This window comes from Paenibacillus qinlingensis (assembly GCF_031455095.1).
Taxonomy (GTDB): domain Bacteria; phylum Bacillota; class Bacilli; order Paenibacillales; family NBRC-103111; genus Paenibacillus_E; species Paenibacillus_E qinlingensis_A.
Window position 1 is genome coordinate 254,328 of sequence record NZ_JAVDSB010000009.1, and the last position, 22,411, is coordinate 276,738.

21 protein-coding genes and 1 riboswitch are annotated in these 22,411 nt (G+C 45.7%); of the genes, 14 read left to right on the plus strand and 7 right to left on the minus strand.

Annotated elements, in window-relative coordinates; all coding sequences use genetic code 11:
• Positions 1 to 399 precede the first annotated feature (399 nt).
• From pstC to phoU, 4 genes are read left to right on the plus strand one after another with little or no spacing between them, the layout of a single operon-like run.
• Positions 400 to 1,338: a phosphate ABC transporter permease subunit PstC gene (pstC, locus tag J2736_RS22165; protein WP_310500775.1), complete on the plus strand. Its 939-nt coding sequence runs from the start codon at positions 400 to 402 to the stop codon at positions 1,336 to 1,338.
• A complete protein-coding gene (gene pstA, locus J2736_RS22170; RefSeq protein WP_310500776.1) occupies positions 1,335 to 2,192 on the plus strand; it encodes a phosphate ABC transporter permease PstA in 858 nt (285 codons plus the stop codon). The genes pstC and pstA overlap by 4 nt, the downstream gene beginning before the upstream one ends.
• Positions 2,193 to 2,195: 3 nt before the next feature.
• The gene (pstB, locus tag J2736_RS22175) at positions 2,196 to 2,963 is read left to right on the plus strand and encodes a phosphate ABC transporter ATP-binding protein PstB (protein WP_310500777.1); all 768 of its coding nucleotides are present in this window, start codon (positions 2,196 to 2,198) and stop codon (positions 2,961 to 2,963) included.
• Between the two features lie 23 nt (positions 2,964 to 2,986).
• Complete coding sequence (gene phoU / locus J2736_RS22180; protein ID WP_310500778.1) at positions 2,987 to 3,646, plus strand: phosphate signaling complex protein PhoU; 660 nt, start codon at positions 2,987 to 2,989, stop codon at positions 3,644 to 3,646.
• Between the two features lie 62 nt (positions 3,647 to 3,708).
• Here phoU and J2736_RS22185 read toward each other — a convergent pair whose 3' ends face one another.
• Entirely contained in the window at positions 3,709 to 5,316 is a 1,608-nt protein-coding gene (locus tag J2736_RS22185; protein ID WP_310500779.1) for a response regulator, read from the minus strand.
• A gap of 151 nt (positions 5,317 to 5,467) precedes the next feature.
• Between J2736_RS22185 and J2736_RS22190 the strand changes: the two genes are divergently transcribed.
• Positions 5,468 to 7,216, plus strand: coding sequence for a GGDEF domain-containing protein (locus J2736_RS22190; RefSeq protein ID WP_310500780.1), 1,749 nt, complete (start codon positions 5,468 to 5,470; stop codon positions 7,214 to 7,216).
• A gap of 25 nt (positions 7,217 to 7,241) precedes the next feature.
• Here J2736_RS22190 and J2736_RS22195 read toward each other — a convergent pair whose 3' ends face one another.
• Positions 7,242 to 7,991 (minus strand): HAD family hydrolase, encoded by a 750-nt coding sequence (locus tag J2736_RS22195; RefSeq protein WP_310500781.1) that lies wholly within the window; start codon positions 7,989 to 7,991, stop codon positions 7,242 to 7,244.
• 160 nt (positions 7,992 to 8,151) lie between these two features.
• Here J2736_RS22195 and polA point away from each other — a divergent pair, with 160 nt between their 5' ends.
• From polA to J2736_RS22220, 5 genes are all read left to right on the plus strand, one after another.
• Positions 8,152 to 10,815 (plus strand): DNA polymerase I, encoded by a 2,664-nt coding sequence (gene polA, locus J2736_RS22200; RefSeq protein ID WP_310500782.1) that lies wholly within the window; start codon positions 8,152 to 8,154, stop codon positions 10,813 to 10,815.
• Positions 10,816 to 10,873: 58 nt separating this feature from the next.
• On the plus strand, positions 10,874 to 11,734 hold the full coding sequence (gene mutM, locus J2736_RS22205; RefSeq protein ID WP_310500783.1) for a DNA-formamidopyrimidine glycosylase: 861 nt from the start codon (positions 10,874 to 10,876) through the stop codon (positions 11,732 to 11,734).
• A gap of 98 nt (positions 11,735 to 11,832) precedes the next feature.
• The gene (locus tag J2736_RS22210; RefSeq protein ID WP_310500784.1) at positions 11,833 to 12,573 is read left to right on the plus strand and encodes an MntP/YtaF family protein; all 741 of its coding nucleotides are present in this window, start codon (positions 11,833 to 11,835) and stop codon (positions 12,571 to 12,573) included.
• A 34-nt stretch (positions 12,574 to 12,607) separates the two neighbouring features.
• A complete protein-coding gene (gene coaE, locus J2736_RS22215) occupies positions 12,608 to 13,204 on the plus strand; it encodes a dephospho-CoA kinase (RefSeq protein WP_310500785.1) in 597 nt (198 codons plus the stop codon).
• Positions 13,201 to 13,785 (plus strand): lytic transglycosylase domain-containing protein, encoded by a 585-nt coding sequence (locus tag J2736_RS22220; protein WP_310500786.1) that lies wholly within the window; start codon positions 13,201 to 13,203, stop codon positions 13,783 to 13,785. Before coaE ends, J2736_RS22220 begins: the two co-directional genes overlap by 4 nt.
• A gap of 100 nt (positions 13,786 to 13,885) precedes the next feature.
• Here J2736_RS22220 and J2736_RS22225 read toward each other — a convergent pair whose 3' ends face one another.
• On the minus strand, positions 13,886 to 14,104 hold the full coding sequence (locus J2736_RS22225) for an alpha/beta-type small acid-soluble spore protein (protein WP_057310565.1): 219 nt from the start codon (positions 14,102 to 14,104) through the stop codon (positions 13,886 to 13,888).
• 111 nt (positions 14,105 to 14,215) lie between these two features.
• Here J2736_RS22225 and nrdR point away from each other — a divergent pair, with 111 nt between their 5' ends.
• On the plus strand, positions 14,216 to 14,695 hold the full coding sequence (gene nrdR, locus J2736_RS22230; RefSeq protein WP_056616650.1) for a transcriptional regulator NrdR: 480 nt from the start codon (positions 14,216 to 14,218) through the stop codon (positions 14,693 to 14,695).
• 102 nt (positions 14,696 to 14,797) lie between these two features.
• Here the strand turns inward: nrdR and J2736_RS22235 are convergent, their stop codons facing one another.
• Positions 14,798 to 15,268: a DUF4183 domain-containing protein gene (locus J2736_RS22235; RefSeq protein ID WP_310500787.1), complete on the minus strand. Its 471-nt coding sequence runs from the start codon at positions 15,266 to 15,268 to the stop codon at positions 14,798 to 14,800.
• A 281-nt stretch (positions 15,269 to 15,549) separates the two neighbouring features.
• Positions 15,550 to 15,738 carry a hypothetical protein gene (locus tag J2736_RS22240; protein WP_310500788.1) on the minus strand — a complete coding sequence of 63 codons (189 nt, stop codon included), beginning with the start codon at positions 15,736 to 15,738 and terminating at the stop codon, positions 15,550 to 15,552.
• Positions 15,739 to 15,780: 42 nt separating this feature from the next.
• Positions 15,781 to 15,876: riboswitch (cyclic di-GMP riboswitch) on the minus strand.
• Between the two features lie 91 nt (positions 15,877 to 15,967).
• Here J2736_RS22240 and J2736_RS22245 point away from each other — a divergent pair.
• Positions 15,968 to 16,141 (plus strand): hypothetical protein, encoded by a 174-nt coding sequence (locus J2736_RS22245; RefSeq protein WP_310500789.1) that lies wholly within the window; start codon positions 15,968 to 15,970, stop codon positions 16,139 to 16,141.
• A gap of 48 nt (positions 16,142 to 16,189) precedes the next feature.
• Here the strand turns inward: J2736_RS22245 and htpG are convergent, their stop codons facing one another.
• Positions 16,190 to 18,070: a molecular chaperone HtpG gene (gene htpG / locus J2736_RS22250; protein ID WP_310500790.1), complete on the minus strand. Its 1,881-nt coding sequence runs from the start codon at positions 18,068 to 18,070 to the stop codon at positions 16,190 to 16,192.
• Positions 18,071 to 19,293: 1,223 nt separating this feature from the next.
• On the minus strand, positions 19,294 to 19,962 hold the full coding sequence (locus J2736_RS22255) for a DUF559 domain-containing protein (RefSeq protein ID WP_310500791.1): 669 nt from the start codon (positions 19,960 to 19,962) through the stop codon (positions 19,294 to 19,296).
• A 176-nt stretch (positions 19,963 to 20,138) separates the two neighbouring features.
• Between J2736_RS22255 and J2736_RS22260 the strand changes: the two genes are divergently transcribed.
• Positions 20,139 to 20,894: a PIG-L deacetylase family protein gene (locus J2736_RS22260; RefSeq protein WP_310500792.1), complete on the plus strand. Its 756-nt coding sequence runs from the start codon at positions 20,139 to 20,141 to the stop codon at positions 20,892 to 20,894.
• 31 nt (positions 20,895 to 20,925) lie between these two features.
• Entirely contained in the window at positions 20,926 to 22,212 is a 1,287-nt protein-coding gene (locus J2736_RS22265) for an MFS transporter (RefSeq protein ID WP_310500793.1), read from the plus strand.
• Positions 22,213 to 22,411: the final 199 nt, after the last annotated feature.

A 22,411-nucleotide genomic window follows, 5' to 3' on the forward strand; every position in this document is an offset into this window, starting at 1 on the left:
AAAATTCGAGTAACAGCACGCCAAGTGCTGCTAGAGCCCCGGAATACACGAAAAATTCGATTAACAGCTCACCCAAGCCTGCTAGATCCCCTCCAGCACCCAATAGTCCGAAATTACCGAATTAATCGCACCGTACGCATCATCAATCCCTGTTTAGTCATACTCTGCCCAACTAAATCGCCCGAAACATCCTCCATCATCAGAAAATGGCTAAATAGTTCGGCGGAACCTGACTAATGGTCCTATTTTAGCGGGAATCCTCGGTTTAATTAGGCTAAATCGGACTAAAGCAAACTCAAAACTTTTACATTCCCTTAACAATTCATTTACGATCCAATGACATTCATATTCTATGATAATAGTAAGTCCTGTGTATTGTAGAGAAAGGGGAATCACGAAGTGAATTCCATAGTAGATCAACTAACCAGCGCCAAAGCGGATGGAAAGAATCGTCCAGTCATCACCAAATGGACCCAAAGACAGCATAGACAAGATAAGATAATGAGATGGTTGTTTGTAGGTAGTGCTGCTTTAGTGTCTGCCATCATTTTCTCTATTATTATTTTCGTAGGGATGCAAGGCATCAAGACCTTCCAAGGTGTAAGTCCGATAGAATTTTTCTTCTCAACAGATTGGACACCTGGCTCAAATAAATTTGGAGCATTTCCATTCCTGTACAGCACATTGTTAATGACATTAGTAGCGGTGGTCATATCCGTTCCTCTGGCCTTATCTGGCGCTTTGTTCATGGCCAAAATCGCTCCGAAATGGATGCGTGAGATCATGCGACCAGCAACCGATTTGTTCGTGGGCATTCCGTCAGTTGTTTACGGTTTGATCGGGATGACGGTCATTGTACCTGCCTTAGGTAAAATAACAGGAGGCATCGGCTACGGTATTTTACCCGCGGCAATCATCCTAGCAATTATGATCCTGCCTACTATTCTGTCCATTTCGGAAGATGCCATTCGAGCACTTCCCGGTCGTTTGGAAGAAGCTTCCCTAGCATTAGGAGCAACGCGGTGGCAAACGATGTGGCGTGTACTCTTGCCAGCTGCGAGACCTGGTATTCTTACCGCAATCATCCTAGGGATGGGACGCGCGATTGGTGAAACCATGGCGGTATTCATGGTCATCGGTAACTCTCCTCAGATGCCCAAATCGCTTCTCGACTCAACAACCGTGTTAACAACAGCAATCGTCAAAGATATGGGGAATACCAATTACGGTTCAACATGGAACAATGCGCTTTATCTGATGGCTCTGCTGCTCCTTGTCATCTCCTTATCCCTCATTCTCATCATTCGAATTGTAGCTAAGAGGAGTGAACTCAAATGACAAGTAAAACAACAGACCGCATCGCAACCGTCTATTTCTGGACATCAGGCATCGTCATTATCGGTATTCTGGCATGGTTCCTGATTCGCATATTAGGCGATGGCATCCCGCACTTATCCTGGCATTTTATCTTCGGAAAGCCAGAAGAAATTAAAGCGGGCGGGGGAGTAGGACCACAGTTGTTCAACTCGTTTTATGTGTTGTTCCTTTCACTCGTAATCTCGATTCCGATCGGTTTATTTTCAGGCATATATCTAGCCATCTACGCACAAAAGAATTGGTTCACGGACCTTGTCCGAATCTCTGTTGAGGCCCTTTCTTCTGTTCCTTCTATCGTGTTTGGACTTTTCGGTTTTCTGTTATTCGCAAATTTACTAGGGCTTAAATTTTCAATATTGGGCGGCGCGGCCACGGTCGCACTTCTGAATTTACCCGTTATGGTACGGGTTACGGAGGAAGCGATTCGAACAGTGCCGGATTCCTACTGGGAAGCAAGCTTGGCCCTCGGCTCAACCAAATGGCAGGCGATACGCAAGGTGCTCATCCCAGCCGCTCTACCTAGCTTGATAACGGGTATTACACTTATCGCAGGGCGTGCACTTGGTGAGTCAGCAATCCTAATCTATACAGCAGGTTTATCCGTTTCTAGATTCTTTCCAGATTTCAATCCTCTCAAAATGGGAGAAACGCTCTCCGTTCATCTTTGGTACATTGGTGCGGAATCACTCGTTCCTGATGCCAAGCAAATCGCTAGTGGCAGTGCGGCACTCCTACTAATCGTTGTGCTCATCTTCAATCTGCTGGTTTCAATACCAAGTCGAATCTTACAAAAAAGACTTTCCGGGGGGAAATAACACATGGCTATCGCGACGAAGTATAAGATTAGAGCAGAGAAACTAAATTTATTTTATGGTGAAAATCAAGCTCTTCATAATATCGATCTGAATATCGAAACGGGATCTATTTCCGCACTGATCGGCCCTTCGGGCTGTGGGAAATCAACGTTCCTGCGCACCTTGAACCGAATGAATGACCTTATTGATAGCGTGCGAATCACAGGCAACGTAGCTGTGGACGGCCATAATATTTATGGCGCCGAATCCGATGTCGTTTCACTGCGCAAGCGTGTAGGCATGGTATTTCAACGTCCCAACCCGTTCCCAATGAGCATTTACGATAACATCGCGTATGGTCCGCGGATTCATGGCACGAAGAAAAAAGCAGTTCTGGATGAAATTGTAGAACGCAGCCTCGTACAAGCCGCACTTTGGGACGAAGTTAAGGATCGATTGAACAAATCCGCGATGGGATTATCCGGTGGACAACAGCAGCGTCTATGTATTGCACGTCTACTGGCGGTAGAACCTGATGTGCTGCTCATGGATGAGCCGACGTCAGCCTTGGATCCAATTTCAACATTGAAGGTAGAAGAGCTTACACAAACCTTAAAAGAGAAGTATACGATCATCATCGTGACACACAACATGCAGCAAGCAGCGAGAATCTCTGATATGACCTCCTTCTTCCTTAACGGTTATTTAGTTGAGACAGACCAAACCGATAAGATCTTCACGAATCCGAATGACCAACGTACTGAAGATTACATTACAGGGCGATTCGGATAAATCACATAGAGGGAGCGATAGACATGGATGCAAGACCGGGATTTCATCAATCATTAGCACTACTGCAAAAAGAACTTCAGCAAATGGGAGAAAGTGTAGAGGAATTAATCTTTAAATCAGTGGAATCCCTGGCCAACCTAGATGAGAAAGCTGCTACACAAGTCATTCAGAAGGATGATCTCATCGATGATTATTTAACAACCATCGATGAGCTGTGTTTGCGATTAATAGCTTTACAGCAACCCATGGCGAGTGATCTTCGCATCATTGGGACGGCCCTGAAAATTGCAACGGATTTGGAACGAATTGCGGACCACGCTGTTGATATTGCCAAGATTACGATTCGGTTTGCGGGCGAAGAGCTAGTGAAGCCGCTTGAAGTCATTCCGCAAATGGCCGAAATTGCCATCGAAATGTTGCATGAGAGCCTTCTCTCCTATACGGAACGCGATGTACATAGAGCGGCATCGCTGGCTGAGAAGGATGATCGTGTTGATAAGCTATACAGCACGGTCATGCAGGAGCTAATGGGCATGATGGGAACGGATTATCATCGGAATCGTCAATTAACCCATCTGTTATTTGTTGCCCACTTTTTAGAGCGTGTGGCAGACCACACGACGAATATCGGCGAAGGCGTCATATATATGGTTACTGGAAAACGTAAGGATCTGAACGTATAAGCAAGCAAACAAAAGGACCGTCCCCACTAAGTAGTTTCATCTACTGGGAGGCGGTCCTTTTGTTATTTGGATTGAAGCGGGAAGCGAATTAAGAAGGTTGTGCCTTTCACGCTGGAGCTCACTTCAATCGTTGCACGATGTCTTGCTGCAATGCTGTAGCATATGGCTAAGCCAAGACCGGTTCCTTCATCTTTGGTGGTGAAGAAGGGGCGACCTAGCTTCTCTAAATGTTCGGTTTTGATTCCACTGCCCTGATCAGCAATTAAGAGAACGACATGTTCAGTCTCCTGATACGTTTCGATATTTAATGTTCCGCCGATCGTCATAGCTTCGAGCCCATTCATACACATGTTCAAAATAAGCTGTCGCATCTCTTTGTCGTCAAGTTGTATCTCCGGACAATAACCGAATAGCCCATTCACATGTTTACCAGACATAACCGCTTCTGCCTGAATCAGAGGCAGCAAACTTTCAATGATCCGATTGATATTCTCAGGACGCTGATAGGATTGCTTATTTTTAGCAAGGGAAAGGTATTCTGTGATGATTTCATTGGCGCGATCTAATTCTTCTAACATGATGGGAATGTATTCTTTTTGCATATGCCGATCGTTCTCTTGAAAGAGTTGAAGGAAGCCTCGGATAGTCGTCATCGGATTCCGTATCTCATGAGCGATACCAGCGGCCATTTCCCCGACGAGATTTAACTGAGCTAAGCGTGCCATTTCAGTTTCAAAACGGAGACTTTCGGTAATATCAACGGCAACATGGAGCAAACAATTTTCGTCTTCGATATCGATAATCTCTGTGGATAACAAGGCTGTACGAGTATCACCCGACTTTGTGACATAACGGACTTTCTCATTTCGGACGATGTCGCCATAGTTCGCTGCATTGTCGAGCTCATCACGCATGAGATTCAAGGAGGTGCCAATAACCTCGTCGCCGTAGCCTGTGTGCTGCTTCCAGCTCTCATTTACTTCCAGATAGGTAAGATCAGGCAGGCGTCGGATGGCCATTAAAGAAGGGGAGAGGATGAACATTTTTTTGAAATGTTCTTGGGAGTTCATAAGCTTTTCATGGGCATCCACCAGTTCGGAGGTACGTTCTTCAACCCAATTCTCGAGCAGTAAGTTTTGTTCGATTAATTTCTCTTCGGCTTCCGCCAGCTTGCGATTCGTTTCTTCTAAATCCAACGTGCGTTTATGTAAAAGTTCGCTCTGAGCTTTTAGCTTTTGATGGTTCAGATGCATATTGACGAAGCCATCTACCTTCATGCGCAGCATTTTGGGATGAACAGGTTTAAATAAATAATCTATCGATCCCACATGGTAGCCTCTCAAGACATGCTCAATCGAGGTACTCAGGGCAGTTAAGAATATGATCGGGATATCTTGACAAGCTTTCCGTTGCTTAATTAATTCTACCGTTTCAAAGCCGCTAAGACCTGGCATCTGCACATCCATCAAAATAACCGCAATATGATCGGCAGGTTCTTTCAACAAATAGCGAAGTGCTTCCTCCCCTGATTGTAAAGATATAACGTCATAGGAAGAAGAGGCTAGAATACTATTCAACGCCAGCAGGTTTTCATAGCGATCATCTACCGCCAAGATTTTCACTTGTTGTTCCATCGCTTGTCCTTTCTGCACGAGATCTGCGATACGCACCTAAATCTATACCACACTTTTTCGAGGAAAAAGTGAAATTCCCTCTTTTTTCAACAAAGTCTTTACATACATTTTACATAAGGTTAATCAAGCCTATCATTTGGTTTGGTAGAATGGTTATACAGGATGAACTAGATGAGGGATGATGGACATGGATGCTCAGGCAGATGTTGCAGTACAGTTCCAAAAGCTGATGGATGATCAACGTATATCTTCCGTTTATCAGCCGATTGTTTCGCTAAGGGATGGTCAAGTGATGGGATATGAGGCCTTAACGCGTGGCCCCGTCGATTCTCCGTTCCATTCCCCATTAGGGTTGTTTCAATATGCGGAACAACAAGGCGAACTGTATCGGTTGGAACAGCTGGCACGCGAGAAGGCTATACAAGGCTCCATTTTGGAGCATAAAGAGCAGCTGCTATTTATCAATATTTCATCACATGTATTAGAAGACCCAGGATTCATACCAGGAAAAACGTTAGATATCTTAGAGAAATACGGTCTTAGTCCAAGTAATGTGGTATTTGAAATTACAGAGAGAAGCTCCATCGAAGACTTTTCGCTTGCCAAAAAAATTCTTGCTCATTACCGGACACAAGGCTATCGAATCGCGATTGATGACGCGGGAGCAGGGTATTCTTCCCTTCAAGCGATTGCTGAGCTGCAGCCGGATTTTATAAAAATTGATCGTTCATTAATTGAAGATATACATAAGAATAAAGTGAAAGCGTATATTCTCGAAACCTTTGTTACTTTTGCCCAGAAAATGAACATCGCGTTGATCGCTGAGGGGATTGAACAAATAGAGGAACTGGCGAAGTTAACACAAATGGGTGTGCATTACGCACAAGGATACCTGCTCGGCAAACCAGCCATCTCACCAGCTCGGCTGCAAGATACGCATAGAATGATCATATGGCAGTATCGCAATGTACAAGGAAGCAATATGACGTGGCATATCGGTGGGTTGAAAACGCCTGTTGGCGTGTTCCATACGCAGACAATGATTTCCGAGATTGCAGATTACTTTAAGAAGAGTCAAGAAGCCGTCGGGGTTGTCATCGTGGATGACGAAAGACCAGTGGGATTAATGATGAGGGATCGCTTGTTTCAGCATTTGGCCGGGCAATATGCCTACTCCTTGTACTGGAATCGAACCATTGATAGTGTGATGGATGCGACGCCGTTGATCGTTGACGAGCAGGTGGCTGTTGAGCAAGTTTCCCTTCTAGCCACATCCCGTGCTATTCACCATTTATACGATTTAGTCATTATTACGAGTAATGGGAAAATGGCTGGCGCTGCGTCGATACGAACGATTCTGGAAAGTATTACGAATGTCAGGATGGAATCCGCTCGTGTAGCTAATCCGCTGACCGGTCTTCCGGGGAATTTGCAAATAAATCGGGAATTGAGCAAACGAATTAATGAGAAAGAGCCTTTCCATGTCATCTATGCGGATTTGGATTATTTCAAGTGGTTCAATGATCGATTTGGTTTTCAAAAAGGGGACCAGCTCATTCAGTACACAGCGGATGTGATGCAGCAATCGGTCGCTTTTTATGGAACACCGTACGATTTTGTGGGGCATGTTGGAGGAGATGATTTCATCGCGATCTCTACGACCGTATCACCTAAGCTGCTCTGTCAGGAAATCATTAATCGTTTTGAATCGGGTGTAAGTCATTTTTACGAGGGAGAAGAATGGGAGCATGTGGTGGATCGGAGTGGTGTACAAGTGAAGAGCGAGGGGGTCACGTTGTCGCTGTCTTTAGTTATGTGTAATAGTGAATCCCCCATTGCGCTTGAGCACATTTCGCAAACAGCCGCTCAGTTAAAGAAGCAAGCGAAGGCGCATCAAGGCAGTATCTATTATTTTCAAGCCTTGGGTAGTACATAGGCAAGCAACGCTATTACATAGTTGATCAGAAGGTATAGATCAATTGTTTGAATGAACGAACGATGATGACTTTCTGTTTCCCGATTCGCCTCTCCGAGATTTTCTTAATATTGGCCGGGTGAATCCACACCGCGTCCATTCCCGTTGAAGCCGCGCCGACCACATCGTTACGCCATGAATTTCCAACCATGACACTTTGACCAGCAGCCGTGCTCATCGATTTGAGGGCTCCCTCAAAAATCGCGGGATGCGGCTTTCGCGGACCATCATTCTCGGTCGTGAATAAACGATCTTGATCAAACCAGGAGGTTAGCTTCATCTTCTCCAGGTTGCGTTGCAATCGATTCCTATTGCCGTTGCTAATGATAGCCAACTTATAGTTACGAGACAGCGCTTCTAGTGTATCTTCGACCCCCGGGAATAGCGCGACGAAATGATCTTCTTTTTCTTCAATTTGATGAAAAAAGGTACGTGTAAACGCGGTGCTTACTTGCATTGGTAAAGGATGGAGCGCCTTAATTAAACAAATATGCCGCAGCTCGTCGGGCGAGATGGGGCTTCGGATAGGCGATTTGCGATGGCGGCTCCACTCGGCTTTATAGCTATTCAGAGCCTCTTGTGAGGTCAGTTTCGTATCCTCCGTGTCCCACCTTGCTGTGAAATCCTGCATGACTTCAAGAAAAGCGGAATCGAAGCATTGCCTGCGATCTAGAATCGTATTATTCATATCAAAGAAAATAACCTTTTTACGTGTAGGTGAGAAAAAAGGACTCATACGGAGAACCTCCTTCTGAAGACCGGACCATCTTAACGTATAAATCGTTGCAAGCAATCGTTAATTTGGGTTCCTTACATGTTTATGTAGGGAACCGTTTTTTTATTTTAATTTCGTATGCTATGATGAAGGAAGTATGTCTAAAATTGGGGTGGAACTTATGGATAAGCTAATTATTATTGATGGCAACTCAATTGCGTTTCGTGCCTTCTATGCATTGCCGCTGCTCAGTAATTCGAGTGGTTTACATACCAATGCGGTGTATGGCTTCACGACCATGCTGCTAAAATTGATTGAAGAGGAAAAGCCAACCCATTTTCTTGTTGCTTTTGACGCAGGAAAAATTACGTTTCGACATAAAGAATATACCGAGTATAAAGGCGGGCGGGCCAAAACACCGACAGAGCTCTCGGAACAATTTCCATTAATTAAAGAATTGTTGAAGGCTTTCAAGATTCCGCAATTCGAGCTGTCCGGCTATGAAGCGGATGATATTATCGGTACGTTGACGAAGGCCGCGGATGCGAAAGGGGAGAAAGTCCTTCTCGTATCTGGGGATAAGGATATGCTGCAACTGGCTTCTGAGCAAGTTACGGTTGCAATTACCCGTAAGGGGATTAGTGAAATGGATCGCTTCGATCCTGAGGCCATTAAAGAGAAATACGGGCTTACGCCCCACCAAATCATTGATTTGAAGGGTCTGATGGGCGATACGTCCGATAATATTCCGGGTATTCCCGGTGTAGGTGAGAAGACGGCGCTCAAAATGCTGCATGACTTTGGCACGGTCGAAGAAGTGTTGGCGAACACGGCAAGCCTGAAAGGCAAGATGAAAGAGAAAGTAGAAGAGCATGCCAAGAGTGCCATCATGAGTAAGGAATTAGCCACGATTTATCGTGAGGTTCCGATGGAAACCGCTTGGGATTCGTTCCGCTATGATGGCTTCGATGGACAAGCGTTATCTAGCATGTTCCGCAAACTAGAGTTCAAGTCGCTGCTGGAGAAGATGGATTTTGGTACTGCCAGCGTAGAAGCCGAGGATCTCGTCGTCGAGAGTCTGGAAGCCGTCGCGGTAACGGAAGCCAATATCGAGACACTGATTGCTCAGTTGGACGACCATGCAGCTATCCATGTGGAAGCGGTGGGGGAGAATCCACACCAAGCTGTCATGGTTGGGGTTGTGTGGTTTATGGATGACGGAAGCGGGAATACCTCCTACTTCGTACCGTTTGCTCTGTTGCAAAGTGACGCGGGCAAGCCGCTGCGCGATTGGCTCAGCGATGCGTCGAAGAAGAAGCAACTCTTCGACTTGCACCGTGCGCAGCTGGCGCTGGCTTGGCAGGGTATCCACCTTGCAGGGGTGGATTTCGACGTGCTGCTGGCCGCCTATCTCCTCGATCCGACAGAGTCGAATCTCAGTATGAGCGGCCTGTCTGTGAAATATGGTCTGCCTAACGTGAAGGCAGACGAAGATGTATTCGGCAAAGGCGCGAAGTTTCGCTTGCCGGAAATGGCTGCGCTTAGCGACCACTTGGGCCGCAAAGCGATGGCGATGGCGCGCATGGTACCCGTGTTGCGCGATGAATTAGAGAAGAGTGGTATGCACCACCTCTTCTACGAGCTTGAACTGCCCCTCTCCGGCGTTCTTGCGGAGATGGAGATGCGCGGCATCGCGGTGGATGCCGAAGGGCTTAAATCGCTCGGCGTGGAGCTTGGTAAACAGCTGGACACGATCATGTCCAGCATTTACAAGCTTGCCGGCGTTGAGTTCAACATCAACTCACCGAAGCAGCTCGGTGAGATTCTGTTCGAGAAGCTGGGTCTGCCAGCTTCGAAGAAGACCAAGACCGGCTACTCGACGGATGCCGAGGTGCTCGAGCGCCTTGCGCCCTACAACGAAGTCGTAGGGCAGATTCTCCACTACCGCTCGCTTGCGAAGCTGCAGTCGACGTACGTCGAGGGGCTGCTCAAAGAGGTGCGGCCAGAGACCGGTAAGGTGCATACCTATTACCGGCAGACCATTGCCGCGACAGGGCGACTAAGCAGCCAATTCCCGAACCTCCAGAACATTCCGATTCGTCTGGAGGAGGGCCGGAAGATCCGCAAGGTCTTCGTTCCATCCGAGCCAGGATGGTACATTCTCGCTGCGGATTACTCCCAGATCGAGCTGCGCGTGCTAGCGCACATCTCGCAGGATGAGAAGCTGAAGGAAGCGTTCCTTCAGAATATGGACATTCACACGAAGACGGCGATGGACGTCTTCGGTGTAGAAGAAAGCGCCGTCGACAGCAATATGCGTCGACAAGCGAAAGCCGTTAACTTCGGTATCGTTTACGGCATTAGCGACTACGGCTTGTCTCAGAATTTAGACATTACCCGCCGGGAAGCTGCGCAATTCATTGAACAGTATTTCGCCGTATTCCAAGGGGTTCGCCGATATATGGATGACATCGTCAAGGATGCTCGCAGGGATGGGTATGTAACGACATTGCTGCAGCGCCGCCGAATGTTGCCCGAAATTACGCATTCCAACTTTAATATCCGTTCTTTCGCTGAACGTACCGCTATGAATACGCCTATTCAAGGAACTGCCGCTGATATCATCAAGCTAGCCATGGTTCAAATGGCAGATCGATTGGTAAAAGAAGGACTGAAAAGCCGTATGCTGCTTCAAGTACACGATGAGCTTGTCTTTGAAGTGCCGGCAGACGAGCTCGAAATGATGAAGTCGTTGGTGCCTGAAGTCATGGCAGCAGCACTGAAACTGGACGTTCCTTTACGTGCTGACGTTGATTACGGTCTCACTTGGTATGATGCGAAGTAACACGGAGCAAGCAGGATGTGCTGCGTACGGATTTAACAACTAGAAGGAGGTGAACACCTTGCCAGAGCTACCCGAGGTCGAAACCGTCAAACGAACTTTAAATGAGTTAATCACAGGCAAAACGATCGCTAATGTTGTGGTGAGGCTGCCTCGTATTATCCAAAAGCCGGACGATATTCAGCAGTTTGAAACCTTGTTGCAAGGTCAAACGGTTGAAACGATTGAGCGAAGAGGAAAGTTTCTACGCTTCGTGCTCACGGACTACGTGATGGTCTCCCATTTGCGCATGGAAGGCCGCTATGGTTTGTATGCCGGCGATGATCCGCTAGAGTTGCATACGCATGTGCTGTTTCGTTTTACAGATGAAAGTGAGCTGCGGTACAAAGATGTGCGCCAATTCGGCACGATGCATTTGTTCCCTAAGGGCGAAGAGCTTGCACAACCTCCGCTCGTTAAACTCGGTCTTGAGCCGCTCGATGAGGCGTTCACGTTCGAAGCGTTTCGCGGTGCCATCGCCCATCGAGCTACGAAGATCAAGCCGCTGCTGCTCAATCAAGCATATATTGTAGGCATCGGGAATATTTATGTAGACGAGTCCCTCTTCTTAGCGGGCATTCATCCCGAGAGGGAAGCTTCCTCGCTGAGTAAGAAAGAGCTAGTGTTGTTGCATGCGTCGATCATTCGCACCCTCCAAGATTCGGTAGATGTCGGAGGATCATCCATTAAATCCTATGTGAATGGACAAGGAGAAATCGGCCTTTTCCAGCACCAATTGAACATTTATGGACGACAATCACAAGCCTGCAAAACGTGTGGGAATGAAATTGTAAAAACAGTAGTAGGCGGCAGAGGAACACACATTTGTCTCACGTGTCAGCCACTCAAGCCCAAGCGGTCCCGAAAGAAGTCGGAGAAATAGGAACGAGAAGCGTACCCTCCCCATATGATATGGAGTACTTAGCCTAGGTAATAGCCCATGAGGCCGGTTAGTTAGGTAAAACACTTAGGAGGGTTTGTATGCTCCCTGTCATTTCTCTGCTCATTTTGGCTTTTGCAGTTTCATTGGACGGTTTCGGCGTTGGTGTCATGTATGGGTTACGCAAAATCCGAATACCGCTGGTCTCAATTGGAATTATATCGCTATGGTCTGGTATTATTATATTTACATCGATGCAGATCGGCGTTTTGATGTCGTCCTTTATGTCCCCAGGGGTTGCCAAACGCATTGGGGCTTTCATCCTTATCGTTATTGGTGTGTGGGCTCTTATTCAGATGAGACAAGGGCAAAAAAACCAAACGCAACAAGAGCAGTCCGCTACTACGCCTGATCAAGCAGTTGTCAGCAGCATGCCATACAGCGATATTCGCAACTCTGGTTATGTGGAGCCGGTGACCTTTGATACGTTACAGCGCACCAAAGAAATTCTGAGTATTGAGCTAAAGCGCTTCGGCCTTGTGATTCAAATATTACGAACACCATCCATAGCGGATGTTGATAAGTCAGGGAATATCTCAGCTTCTGAGGCTACATTACTCGGCTTAGCGCTCTCATTGGATGCTTTCGGAGCGGGCATTGGTGCTGCTCTAATCGGGTTCGTGCCGTTATTAACGGCTTCTGTTATTTCGATTTCAAGCGGATCCTTGCTTGCAGTTGGCTTGCGGATTGGTTTCCGATATGCCGAGATGAATTGGATGAAAAAGCTGTCGATCCTTCCTGGATGTGTACTTATTATCATGGGACTTTTGAAAATGCTATAGTTCACTATCAATGAACTTTTAGGAGAGAAGCGATATGAATATCGGCTTAACAGGAGGTATTGCCTGTGGAAAAAGCACGGTTAGCCGTATGCTCGTTAGCCGTGGTGCCCTTTTAATCGATGCCGATCAGATTGCTCGTGATGTTGTCGAGCCTGGCAGTCCTGTTCTAGAACAGGTTGCTGCTGCTTTTGGACAAGCTGTGATTGGGCGCGATGGATCCTTGCAGCGTAAGATGCTCGGTGAAATCATTTTTGGATCCCCTGAAGCTCGGCAACAGCTTGAGGGCTTGCTTCATCCCCCTATTCGTGCAAGGATGCGCGAGCAGATGACAACGTATGAACGGGACTATCCCACCAAGCTGGTTGTGGTCGATGTTCCTTTACTCATAGAATCGAATTTGGTCTCCATGTTTGAGGAGATCATGGTTGTTTATATTCCGCGTCACTTGCAGTTGGAACGACTGATGCAGCGAGATGGCTTGTCAGCAGAGATTGCTCAGCTTCGTCTTGATGCACAGATGTCAATTGAAGAGAAGCGTAAGCTTGCAGATATTGTGATTGATAATAGTGGGACTTGGGAAGAAACCAACATGAGGGTAGAGCGGTTCTGGGCAGGGAAGGGATTAGCATGACGTTCTTTCGAAAAAAGCGAATGTTTGCAATTCTGCTAATTGCTTTTGTTATGATCCTCTTCATGAATAGCGCAATTATAGGCAGAAAGCTATACCCCATCTACTTTGAGCAGGAGATTAAGCAAAGCGCGGCGAAACACAATATAGACCCTTTTCTAATAGCAGCCATTATTCGAGTTGAAACGAATTATAAATATCATTTAGAATCAAGTAAAGGGGCATTAGGGCTTATGCAGCTTATGCCTGATACCGCTGAATGGATTGTTGAATCGACGAATTTAGGGCCTCATACGCAAGAAGATTTGCTTCGTGTAGATATGAATATTTTTCTAGGATCTTGGTATCTGAATTGGCTGATCAAGCATTATAATGGGAACTTAATCTACGCTATCGCGGCGTATAATGCAGGACAAGGTAATGTGAATAAGTGGAAGAATAATCAAGTGTGGGACGGAACCGAGTCGAATATCAGTGATATTCCTTTTGGTGAAACACGTCATTATGTGCAGCGTGTGCTGTATTATTATGAGAAGTATACGAAACTGTACACAGAGCAATGGAACGGCAACGGAGCTGCATAGCGGACTTGGCAAAAACAAAGAAGCATTGGACTAGCTCCCAGGGGAGCGAAGAGTCCAATACTTCCTGTTTGGCAGAGTCAAAAGCGTGCGCAATTCAAGATTACTTGAATTGACCTGCTAGAGATTGTTCTGCGATTTGTACCAGGCGACGAGTGATGCTACCACCAATAGAGCCAGTGTCACGAGAAGTCATGTTGCCATAGTAGCCATCTTGTGGGATAGCGATACCTAGCTCCTGAGCTACCTCATACTTCAACTGATCCAAGGCTGCGTTAGCTTGTGGAACGACTAAAGTATTGCTGCTTCTGTTTGAACTCATGTCTGTTCACCTCCTTGTCGGTTGGTAAATCTATTGTGTGCAGAACTCCAAACTTCAAGACATGTAACATCTGGTAAAGATATTTCCAAGAGAGAAAGGAGAGGAAAGCGAATGAAATGCCCGTTCTGTGACCATTCTGGTACGAAAGTGCTTGATTCGAGGTCTGCCAATGAGAACAAATCCATACGTCGTCGCCGTGAATGCGAGAAATGCGCTAGGAGATTCACGACTTTCGAAATGGTTGAAGAAACACCTTTAATTGTGATTAAAAAAGATGGAAGTCGGGAAGAATTTAGTCGTGAGAAAATTTTACGTGGCTTAATTCGTGCTTGTGAAAAAAGACCGGTTTCCATGGAGCGGCTAGAGATGCTCGTCTCTGAAGTCGAAATGCAGCTTCGCACGACAGCTCATGCTGAAGTCGATAGCCTTGGCATTGGTGAAATTGTGATGGAGCAATTGTACCCCGTCGATGAAGTGGCCTACATTCGCTTCGCCTCTGTCTATAGGCAATTCAAGGACATCAATATGTTCTTGAAGGAGTTAACGCAAATATTGGGAAAGCATGATGTTGGTCTACTTAGGGACAAATAAGTAGCACCTGCTGCACAAATTACACAAAGTCGCATCACCTCGTGAAATGTCATGAGGGGGTGCGGCTTTTCTATGTTCACCATTTGATAAGGATGGGGTTGTCTAGTGCGTATTAACCGTTGTAGTCACAACTAAATTGTTCGTTGTTGAGGTGGAGGTAGAAGTTGAAGTGGAGGTAGATATGGAGGAGGCAGTGAACGATAAGGTTTCTAAATTGACCGATACCCCAATGGTGAGCCCAGTATTAATGACTAAACTAGCTGTTGTTAAAGTCGTTAAGTAGCTTAACTGAAGAACACCATTTACAAAAACATTGTAATATCCATTACTTCCAGGAACCGTCAGACTGTTGCTAGGCAAGTTAGCTCCTGTATCGTCCCTGAAGCTAGATGAAGGAATGGTAGTTACGCCTCCAAGAATATTTCCTATTACCACATTAGCCGTAAATCGTTTGACAAGCGGGGTAAGCGTCGTAGTTGTAGTCGTTGATGTTGATGTTGAAGTTGATGTTGTAATTGTTCCTGAGACTACACTAGTCGCTGTTAAGTGGAGTGTAATCAAGTGTTCGCTCATGGTTGTCCTCCTTTCAGCATGGGTAGATGCAACTCTAGTACTTGCTATATCATATGTTCAAAAATACTAGTTTGATTGGGAAATTCAGAGGGTGACACGAATTGATTTGTTTTTTTTCGAAATGTGACAAAAAATAAAAAAAAGACAGCGCATGGTGCGCTGTCTTTGACTGCTTCATAGGGGGAAAGTCAATAACGATGCACCCTCATGAGCTTTTGAAAAAAAATAATTCTATTGACATCAACCGACTGTATTTTTGTTAGCGATAAGGCATAATTCGGTTATTGAATGCGTTTGTCCAGTTCACTTCGAAGAAAGTGAATGAACCGAATAGCTTCATCCGACGTTAATAAATTGCTGCCAAACGAGAATGAGAACATGTCCAAAATATCATGATCAGGAAGATGCAAGCTGTCAATTAATTGCATGACGTCTAGACTCATATTACCGTCAATCACCGTTTTATTCATGGTACAGATTCCTCCTTTGTCGTACTGTCATCATCGGATGGAGGCGGTAGCTGGCTGACATTTTGGACAATCACAATTGCCAATTTAGTCCCTCTAGCTTTGCGTCACCACTTTTCAGTGGTTTTGCCTTTATCATACCGATAACGTCTTTATATCAAAACTATATCACAGGTTAGGTTTATCGTGCTATTAATTACATTAATATTAATTCGAAGGATGGTTGAAGCATATGTCCGTCAATAGCCCAAAATCCAGCAAAAAAATTCAAGAATTGGATATTGTTGAGGTAGCGAAGGCGCTAGGCATTGATCAAGCTCGTTTACTTGCATATGTGTACAATCGACAAGAAGCTAGTCACGATCATATCCGTGTCGTGCCCGTTTCTTCTTCGGAACCATCTTAGCTAAAAGAAAGCACCGCAACAAAAGAGTTGCAGTGCTTGGATGAATGCTTACACCATGATTTTGCAAATATCATTCGTAAATTCAACTGGATCTTGCAAAGGCAAACCTTCGATAAGAAGGGCTTGATTATACAAGAGCGCCGTGTAAAGGTTTAGTTTCTCTTTATCTTTATCAAAAGCATCCTTCAAGGAAGCGAACACGTCATGGTTGACGTTGATCTCTAATACTTTCTCTGCCTTAACATTTGGGTTATTCGGCATCGCGTTCAAGATCTTTTCCATTTCGATGGTAACATCGCCGTCTGTGGATAAGCATACTGGATGCTTTCTCAAACGTTTGGAAGCTTTTACACTCGATACTTTACCAGCCAATAAGCCATTCATGTAGTCGAATAGATCTTGATTTTCTTTTTTATCAGACTCAGAATCGTTAGCGTTATCCTCTACATCAATACCAAGATCCCCGCTTGAAACCGATCTGAATTCCTTCTCTTTGTAAGTCATAATCATTTTGATTGCGAACTCATCAATATCATCAGTGAAGTATAGAATCTCGTAACCTTTATCAGTGACAAGCTCCGTTTGCGGAAGCTTATCAATTCTTTCCATCGATTCACCCGAAGCATAGTAAATGTACTTCTGGTCTTCTGGCATTCTGGATACATACTCGTCCAATGTGACAAGTTGTTTCTCCTTGGAGGAGGAGAACATCAATAGATCCTGCAGTAGCTCTTTATGCGTACCGTAGTCGCTGTAAACGCCGAATTTAAGCTGTCTGCCGAAAGATTTGTAGAATTGCTCGTATTTCTCTCTCTCGTCCTTTAGAAGGCTTTGCAGCTGCCCTTTGATTTTGCTAGAGATATTTTTCGCAATTAATTTGAGCTGTCGATCGTGCTGCAGCATCTCGCGGGAGATGTTGAGCGATAGGCTCTCGGAATCCACCATGCCTTTGACGAAGGAGAAATAGTCAGGCAGCAGGTCTGCACATTTATTCATAATGAGAACACCGTTTGCGTAAAGCTCCAAACCTTTCTCATATTCTTTGGAATAGTAGTCATAAGGCATGTTTTCAGGGATGAAAAGGATGGCTTGGTAGACTACCGCGCCATCTGCACTCACATGAATATGCTTCAGCGGTTTGTCGAAGCCGTAATGTTTCTCGTGATAGAACTTCTCGTAGTCCTCAGGAGTAAGCTCGCTTTTGTTCTTTCTCCAGATCGGCACCATGCTGTTCACGTGCTGCTCTTCTTGGAAGTCTTCGTATTCGGTCTCGCTGCCTTCTTGGAGACGTCTGCTTGTGATGTCCATTTTGATCGGGTAACGGATGAAATCGGAGTACTTCTTGATAATCGCTTTCAGGCGATATTCGTCCAAGTATTCGTCGTAGTTGTCATCTTCGGTATTTGCTTTAATCGAAAGGACAATCTCCGTCCCAACGGAATCTTTGTTGGCAGGGGCAATCGTGTAGCCATCTGCACCGTCGGATTCCCATTTGTAAGCTGTGTCGCTGCCAAGGGCTTTACTTGTTACCGCGATGTGGTCAGCAACCATGAATGCGGAGTAGAAGCCTACCCCGAATTGACCGATGATGTTGTGGCCATCTTTGGCTTCATTCTCTTTTTTGAAAGCAAGAGATCCACTTTTCGCGATAATCCCCAAGTTGTTTTCAAGATCTTCTTTCGTCATCCCGATCCCTGTATCGCGAATCGTTAAGATGCGATTGTCTTTATCGGCCGTAATTTTGATGAAGTAGCTATCTTTGTCAAAAACGAGCGAGTCGTCTGTAAGTGCTTTGTAGTAAATTTTGTCAATCGCATCGCTGGAGTTGGAGATAAGCTCTCTTAGAAAGATTTCACGTTGTGTGTAAATCGAATTAATCATCATTTCCAATAGACGCTTGGATTCGGCTTGAAACTGTTTCTTTTCCACGGATAGATCTCCTTTCGATATGTAACAGGGTTTATAAAATTAGCACTCGCACGCTGTGAGTGCTATACACTAACTTTATAACATCCCTGAAATTTAATGTCAATTGGAAAGGCCAGAAAATCGTGCTAGTGACCATGGATACTTCTGAAATTATCGCAGCTTCTGAAACATCTACAACAGCTGGAGCACCAGCAGCTACCCCGACTCTTTAAAGTAGCTTCAGTCTCGGTAAGATCTCCAACTCGTTACATCACCCGCTAGCGCACGGATCTTTTCGAAAAACCTGCGAAAATACATCTTTTAATAGGTTTTGAGTGGAAAAGAGGAAATTGCTGCGGAGTTTTCGCAGTAATTTGACTTTACGAGGGAGAAGTAAAGAAAATGCCTAGGAGCATTCGCATCATTTTACCTTGCAGCTTGTACTGTTGTTTCACAATCCCGCCGCGAGCACCAATGTTAGAAGACGACGACTATTTTTAATTCCTACAACTTTTCAAAGCTTCAACTCGCGCAACTCCAAACATCACTAAATCAGCACCTCGGCACGTTCACTAGCTACACTCACGCAACTCCTTCGACCCCTGTAACCCCATACATCACTCAAGCAGCTACCTCGGCACGTTCAACTAGCTACACTCTTGCAACGCCTTCGACCCTGTAACTCCACACATCACTCAAGTAGCTACCTCGGCACGTTCAACTAGCTACACTCGCGCCAACTCCTTCGACCCCTGTAACTCCACACATCACTCAAGCAGCTACCTCGGCACGTTCAAGTAGCTACACTCGCGCAACGCCTTCGACCCTGTAACTCCACACATCACTCAAGCAGCAACCCCAGCACTTTTAACTAGCTACACTCGCGCAACTCCTTCGACCCCTGTAACTCCACACATCACTCAAGCAGCTACCCCGACTCTTTAAAGTAGCTTCAGTCTCGTTAACATCTCCAACTCGTTACATCACCCGCTAGCACACAGATTTTTTCGAAAAACCTGCGAAAATACATCTTTTAATAGGTTTTTGATTGAAAAAGCGGAAATTGCTGCGAATATGCAGTTTTTTTGGTTCAAATTCATCGAGATTAAGAGATATTACGAGAAATTGATGTATTTTCGCAGTAATTTGACTTTACGAGGGAAAAGTAAAGAAAATGCCTGCACATTCGCATCATTTTACCCTGCGGCGGCTTGAAATCCTCCTCTCATCTAATGCCTAATTTCTCACAGCCGATGCAGATTGTCCTGCATTAGCTCGTAACGCACAACATGTCTGCCTCCAGCACCAGCGAGCGGTGTAAGCCAACCCTGCGTGCAGAGCGACTGCAGGCATTGCACAGCTGTGCGATGGTTGATGTTTAAATGAGCTTCAACATCTTTCGGGCGCAGAGGCTGCGCGAGTGTATAGGCAAGCCTCACAATTTCCCTCTCCATCACCGTGCCCAGACTGACAGGTGAGGGGATCGCCTGATAACGACTAATGAACATGCGAAGCAGTGTGATACATACTTCGGGACGCGAGACAACATCATCATACGAAAATGATATCACCTGATATCCCATCGCAGCTAGAAAGGTTTCCCGGTTCAGCTCATTGCAATATTTTTGCCTGTCCATATCTCGCACATGAGGGCCGTATCCCTTAATCTCGATGATCAATTTCACAAATTTCGTCAGCCAAGCAAAATCGCAGAAATACGAGCGTCCCCGCCAATCCAACACTTCGAATTCGGGGTGCAGCTCGTCGAAATGGCCGCGGAGCTCCCACCAGACCGCCTGACAGAATCTTCTTTCCGCCTCCTGATGCCCGCGCTCCAAACGACCCCTGCGTTCTCCGGTTCTCTGTTCCAGATGGCTTTCAATCCATCTAGCATGCTCATGCTCGTAACTCATAGGTAAGTTCCCTCCTTTACAACGAAAAAACGCCCCTGTGCCATTAAGAAAATGGACAGGGACGTTCTTCGTCTTCTACCAATAAGTATAATGGAATTCCCACGATTTCACGAGGGAACATTTTCGACATTTCTCTTCCTTTTATGATAGAATGTGACATATTGGAGGGATTTCACATGGATATTAGACGAATATTAGGTCTTCCTGATGTATTGGATGTTAAGAAAGTCGTATGCGTCCAACCTCACCCTGATGATAACGAAGTTGGGGCAGCAGGAACGCTATACGAACTTGCACAGCGCGGTTGTGAAATCGTTTACATTACTGTGACCGATGGTAGAGGGAGTGGTTCAACTGGCGAAGTGGAGCCTGAAGCGATTGCCGCGGTTCGACGCGCAGAGCGGTTGGCTGCCGGTGATATTTTAGGCGTGTCCAAGCAAATTGCGCTTGAATTTCCGGACATGGGGAACTACACCGAAGAGGAATTGCTGGCAAAGCTCATTCCAATTATCCGCGAAGAAAAGCCGGACTTATTGATGACGGTAGATCCATGGATGCCCTATGAAGCACATCCGGACCATATCAAAACAGGTAAAGCGGTTGCATCGGCGATGCTCTTTTCGTCCAATGAGATTCTATTCCCTGGATCTAAGCCGCATGACGTGCCGCAAATCGCATTCTATGCGACCTCGCATCCCAATACGTTTATTGACGTTACGGCACATTGGGAAACGAAGATCGCTTCAATTTTGGCCCATAAGAGTCAATTTGACAACATTAATTGGCCCTTGGTTAAGGGGTATTTTGACTATCAAGGACTACAACTGTTTGGAAAGTTGAAACAAAACCCAGAAGCGAAGGGCTATGCAGAAGCATTTAAAGTACTGACATCGCACCAGCTGCATTTCTTCCCATCAGCACTATATAGTTAAGCAGGTTCAAATTATGGAGGAGGCAAGTCCAATGGTATCTCTATCTAAAAAACTCGCTTACAGCTCGAATCAAATTGGACTTAGCGTCTTGTGGCAAGCGTTCAGCGCCATTGCTGTTTTCTATTATGTTACGGTGTTGAATGTATCGGGTACATCGATTTCGATCGGGATGATCATCTACGGTTTCCTGAATGCCCTATTTAACTTGGTTGCGGGATATGTAAGCGACCGGACCAAAACGCGCTTCGGCAGGCGAATTCCGTACATTTTGTTTGGAAGTTTGCCGTTTGGCGTGCTTTTCTTCTTTCTTTTCAACCCGCCTGCGGGCAGCACGACGATGCTGTTGATTTATTTTTTCACACTAACGTTCTTCTTTGATTTGATCTATTCATTCATTGGGCTTAATACCGGTGCTTTATTTCCGGAAATGTATCAGACGAAGAAGGACCGCTATCAGGTGTCGGCTTTCCAACAAATGTTCAGCATCATCGGTATGATTATCGGTATCGCGCTTGCGAAATCGTTAGGGCTCTCCTTAGGTTGGGGGCTGATGGCGGGGATTTTTTCAATTATCGCGGTCGTTTCCTTGTATGTGTCCCTGTATGGCTCGTTCGAGAATCCAGCAGCAAGTAAGTCAGAACCCCTTCATTTCAAGGAAGCAACCGTTCAGACGTTCAAAAATAAGCTGTTCAATTCCTACGTCGTAGCGAATTTATTGATCCAATTGACGACAACGATGTTCGTTTCGCTAACAGCTTTTTACACGAAATATGTCGTGGTATTAAACGGGACGCAGAACTCCCTATTCCTTGGTGCCGTGTTTATCGTGGCGATTCCGATGTCGTTCATTTGGGCGAAAAGCGGTGTGCGCTTATCGACGGTTCGAGTCGCTATGATATCGTCGGTGTTGTACGCGATCATTTCACTTGGTTTCCTTTTTGCCGATTCATCGATCATGGTTATTATCATAGGAGCCCTACTAGGTATTCCGGTTTCTGGCTTTATGTTGTCCTTGCATGTACTGCTTTCTGAAGTTGTTGATTTTGATGCTCAGCAAACGGGTCGTCGTCGTGAGGGGATGTATTATGGCGTGAATGGCTTTATTATTCGTATCGGGATGTCTATTCAATATGGGATTATGGGGATTTTCTTCGCGACAAGCGGGTATGATGCCGATAAAGAAGTCCAGGTTACTAGCGCCATTTATGGATTCCGCTTCCTTATCGGGGGCTTACCAATCTTGATTTTGCTCATCGCATACATATGTCTAAAAAAATACCAATCCTCCGAGAGGAAGCTTAGAGGCGTGAACAGTTAGTAGGGAACCAGAAAGTTCCTGGTACGTCAGTTGGACCCTGCTTCGTTTGAATCGTCAGCAAGACGAAAAAGCAGTGATCACACCTTGTGTGTCACTGCTTTTTTAGTGCGCCCAGCATGGGCGCTATCTCTAGGGTTCAAGTCCCGAATGGTGAAGGCAGTAGTAACCATAGCTTAAGGCAAGGGTGTCCATCGTGAGA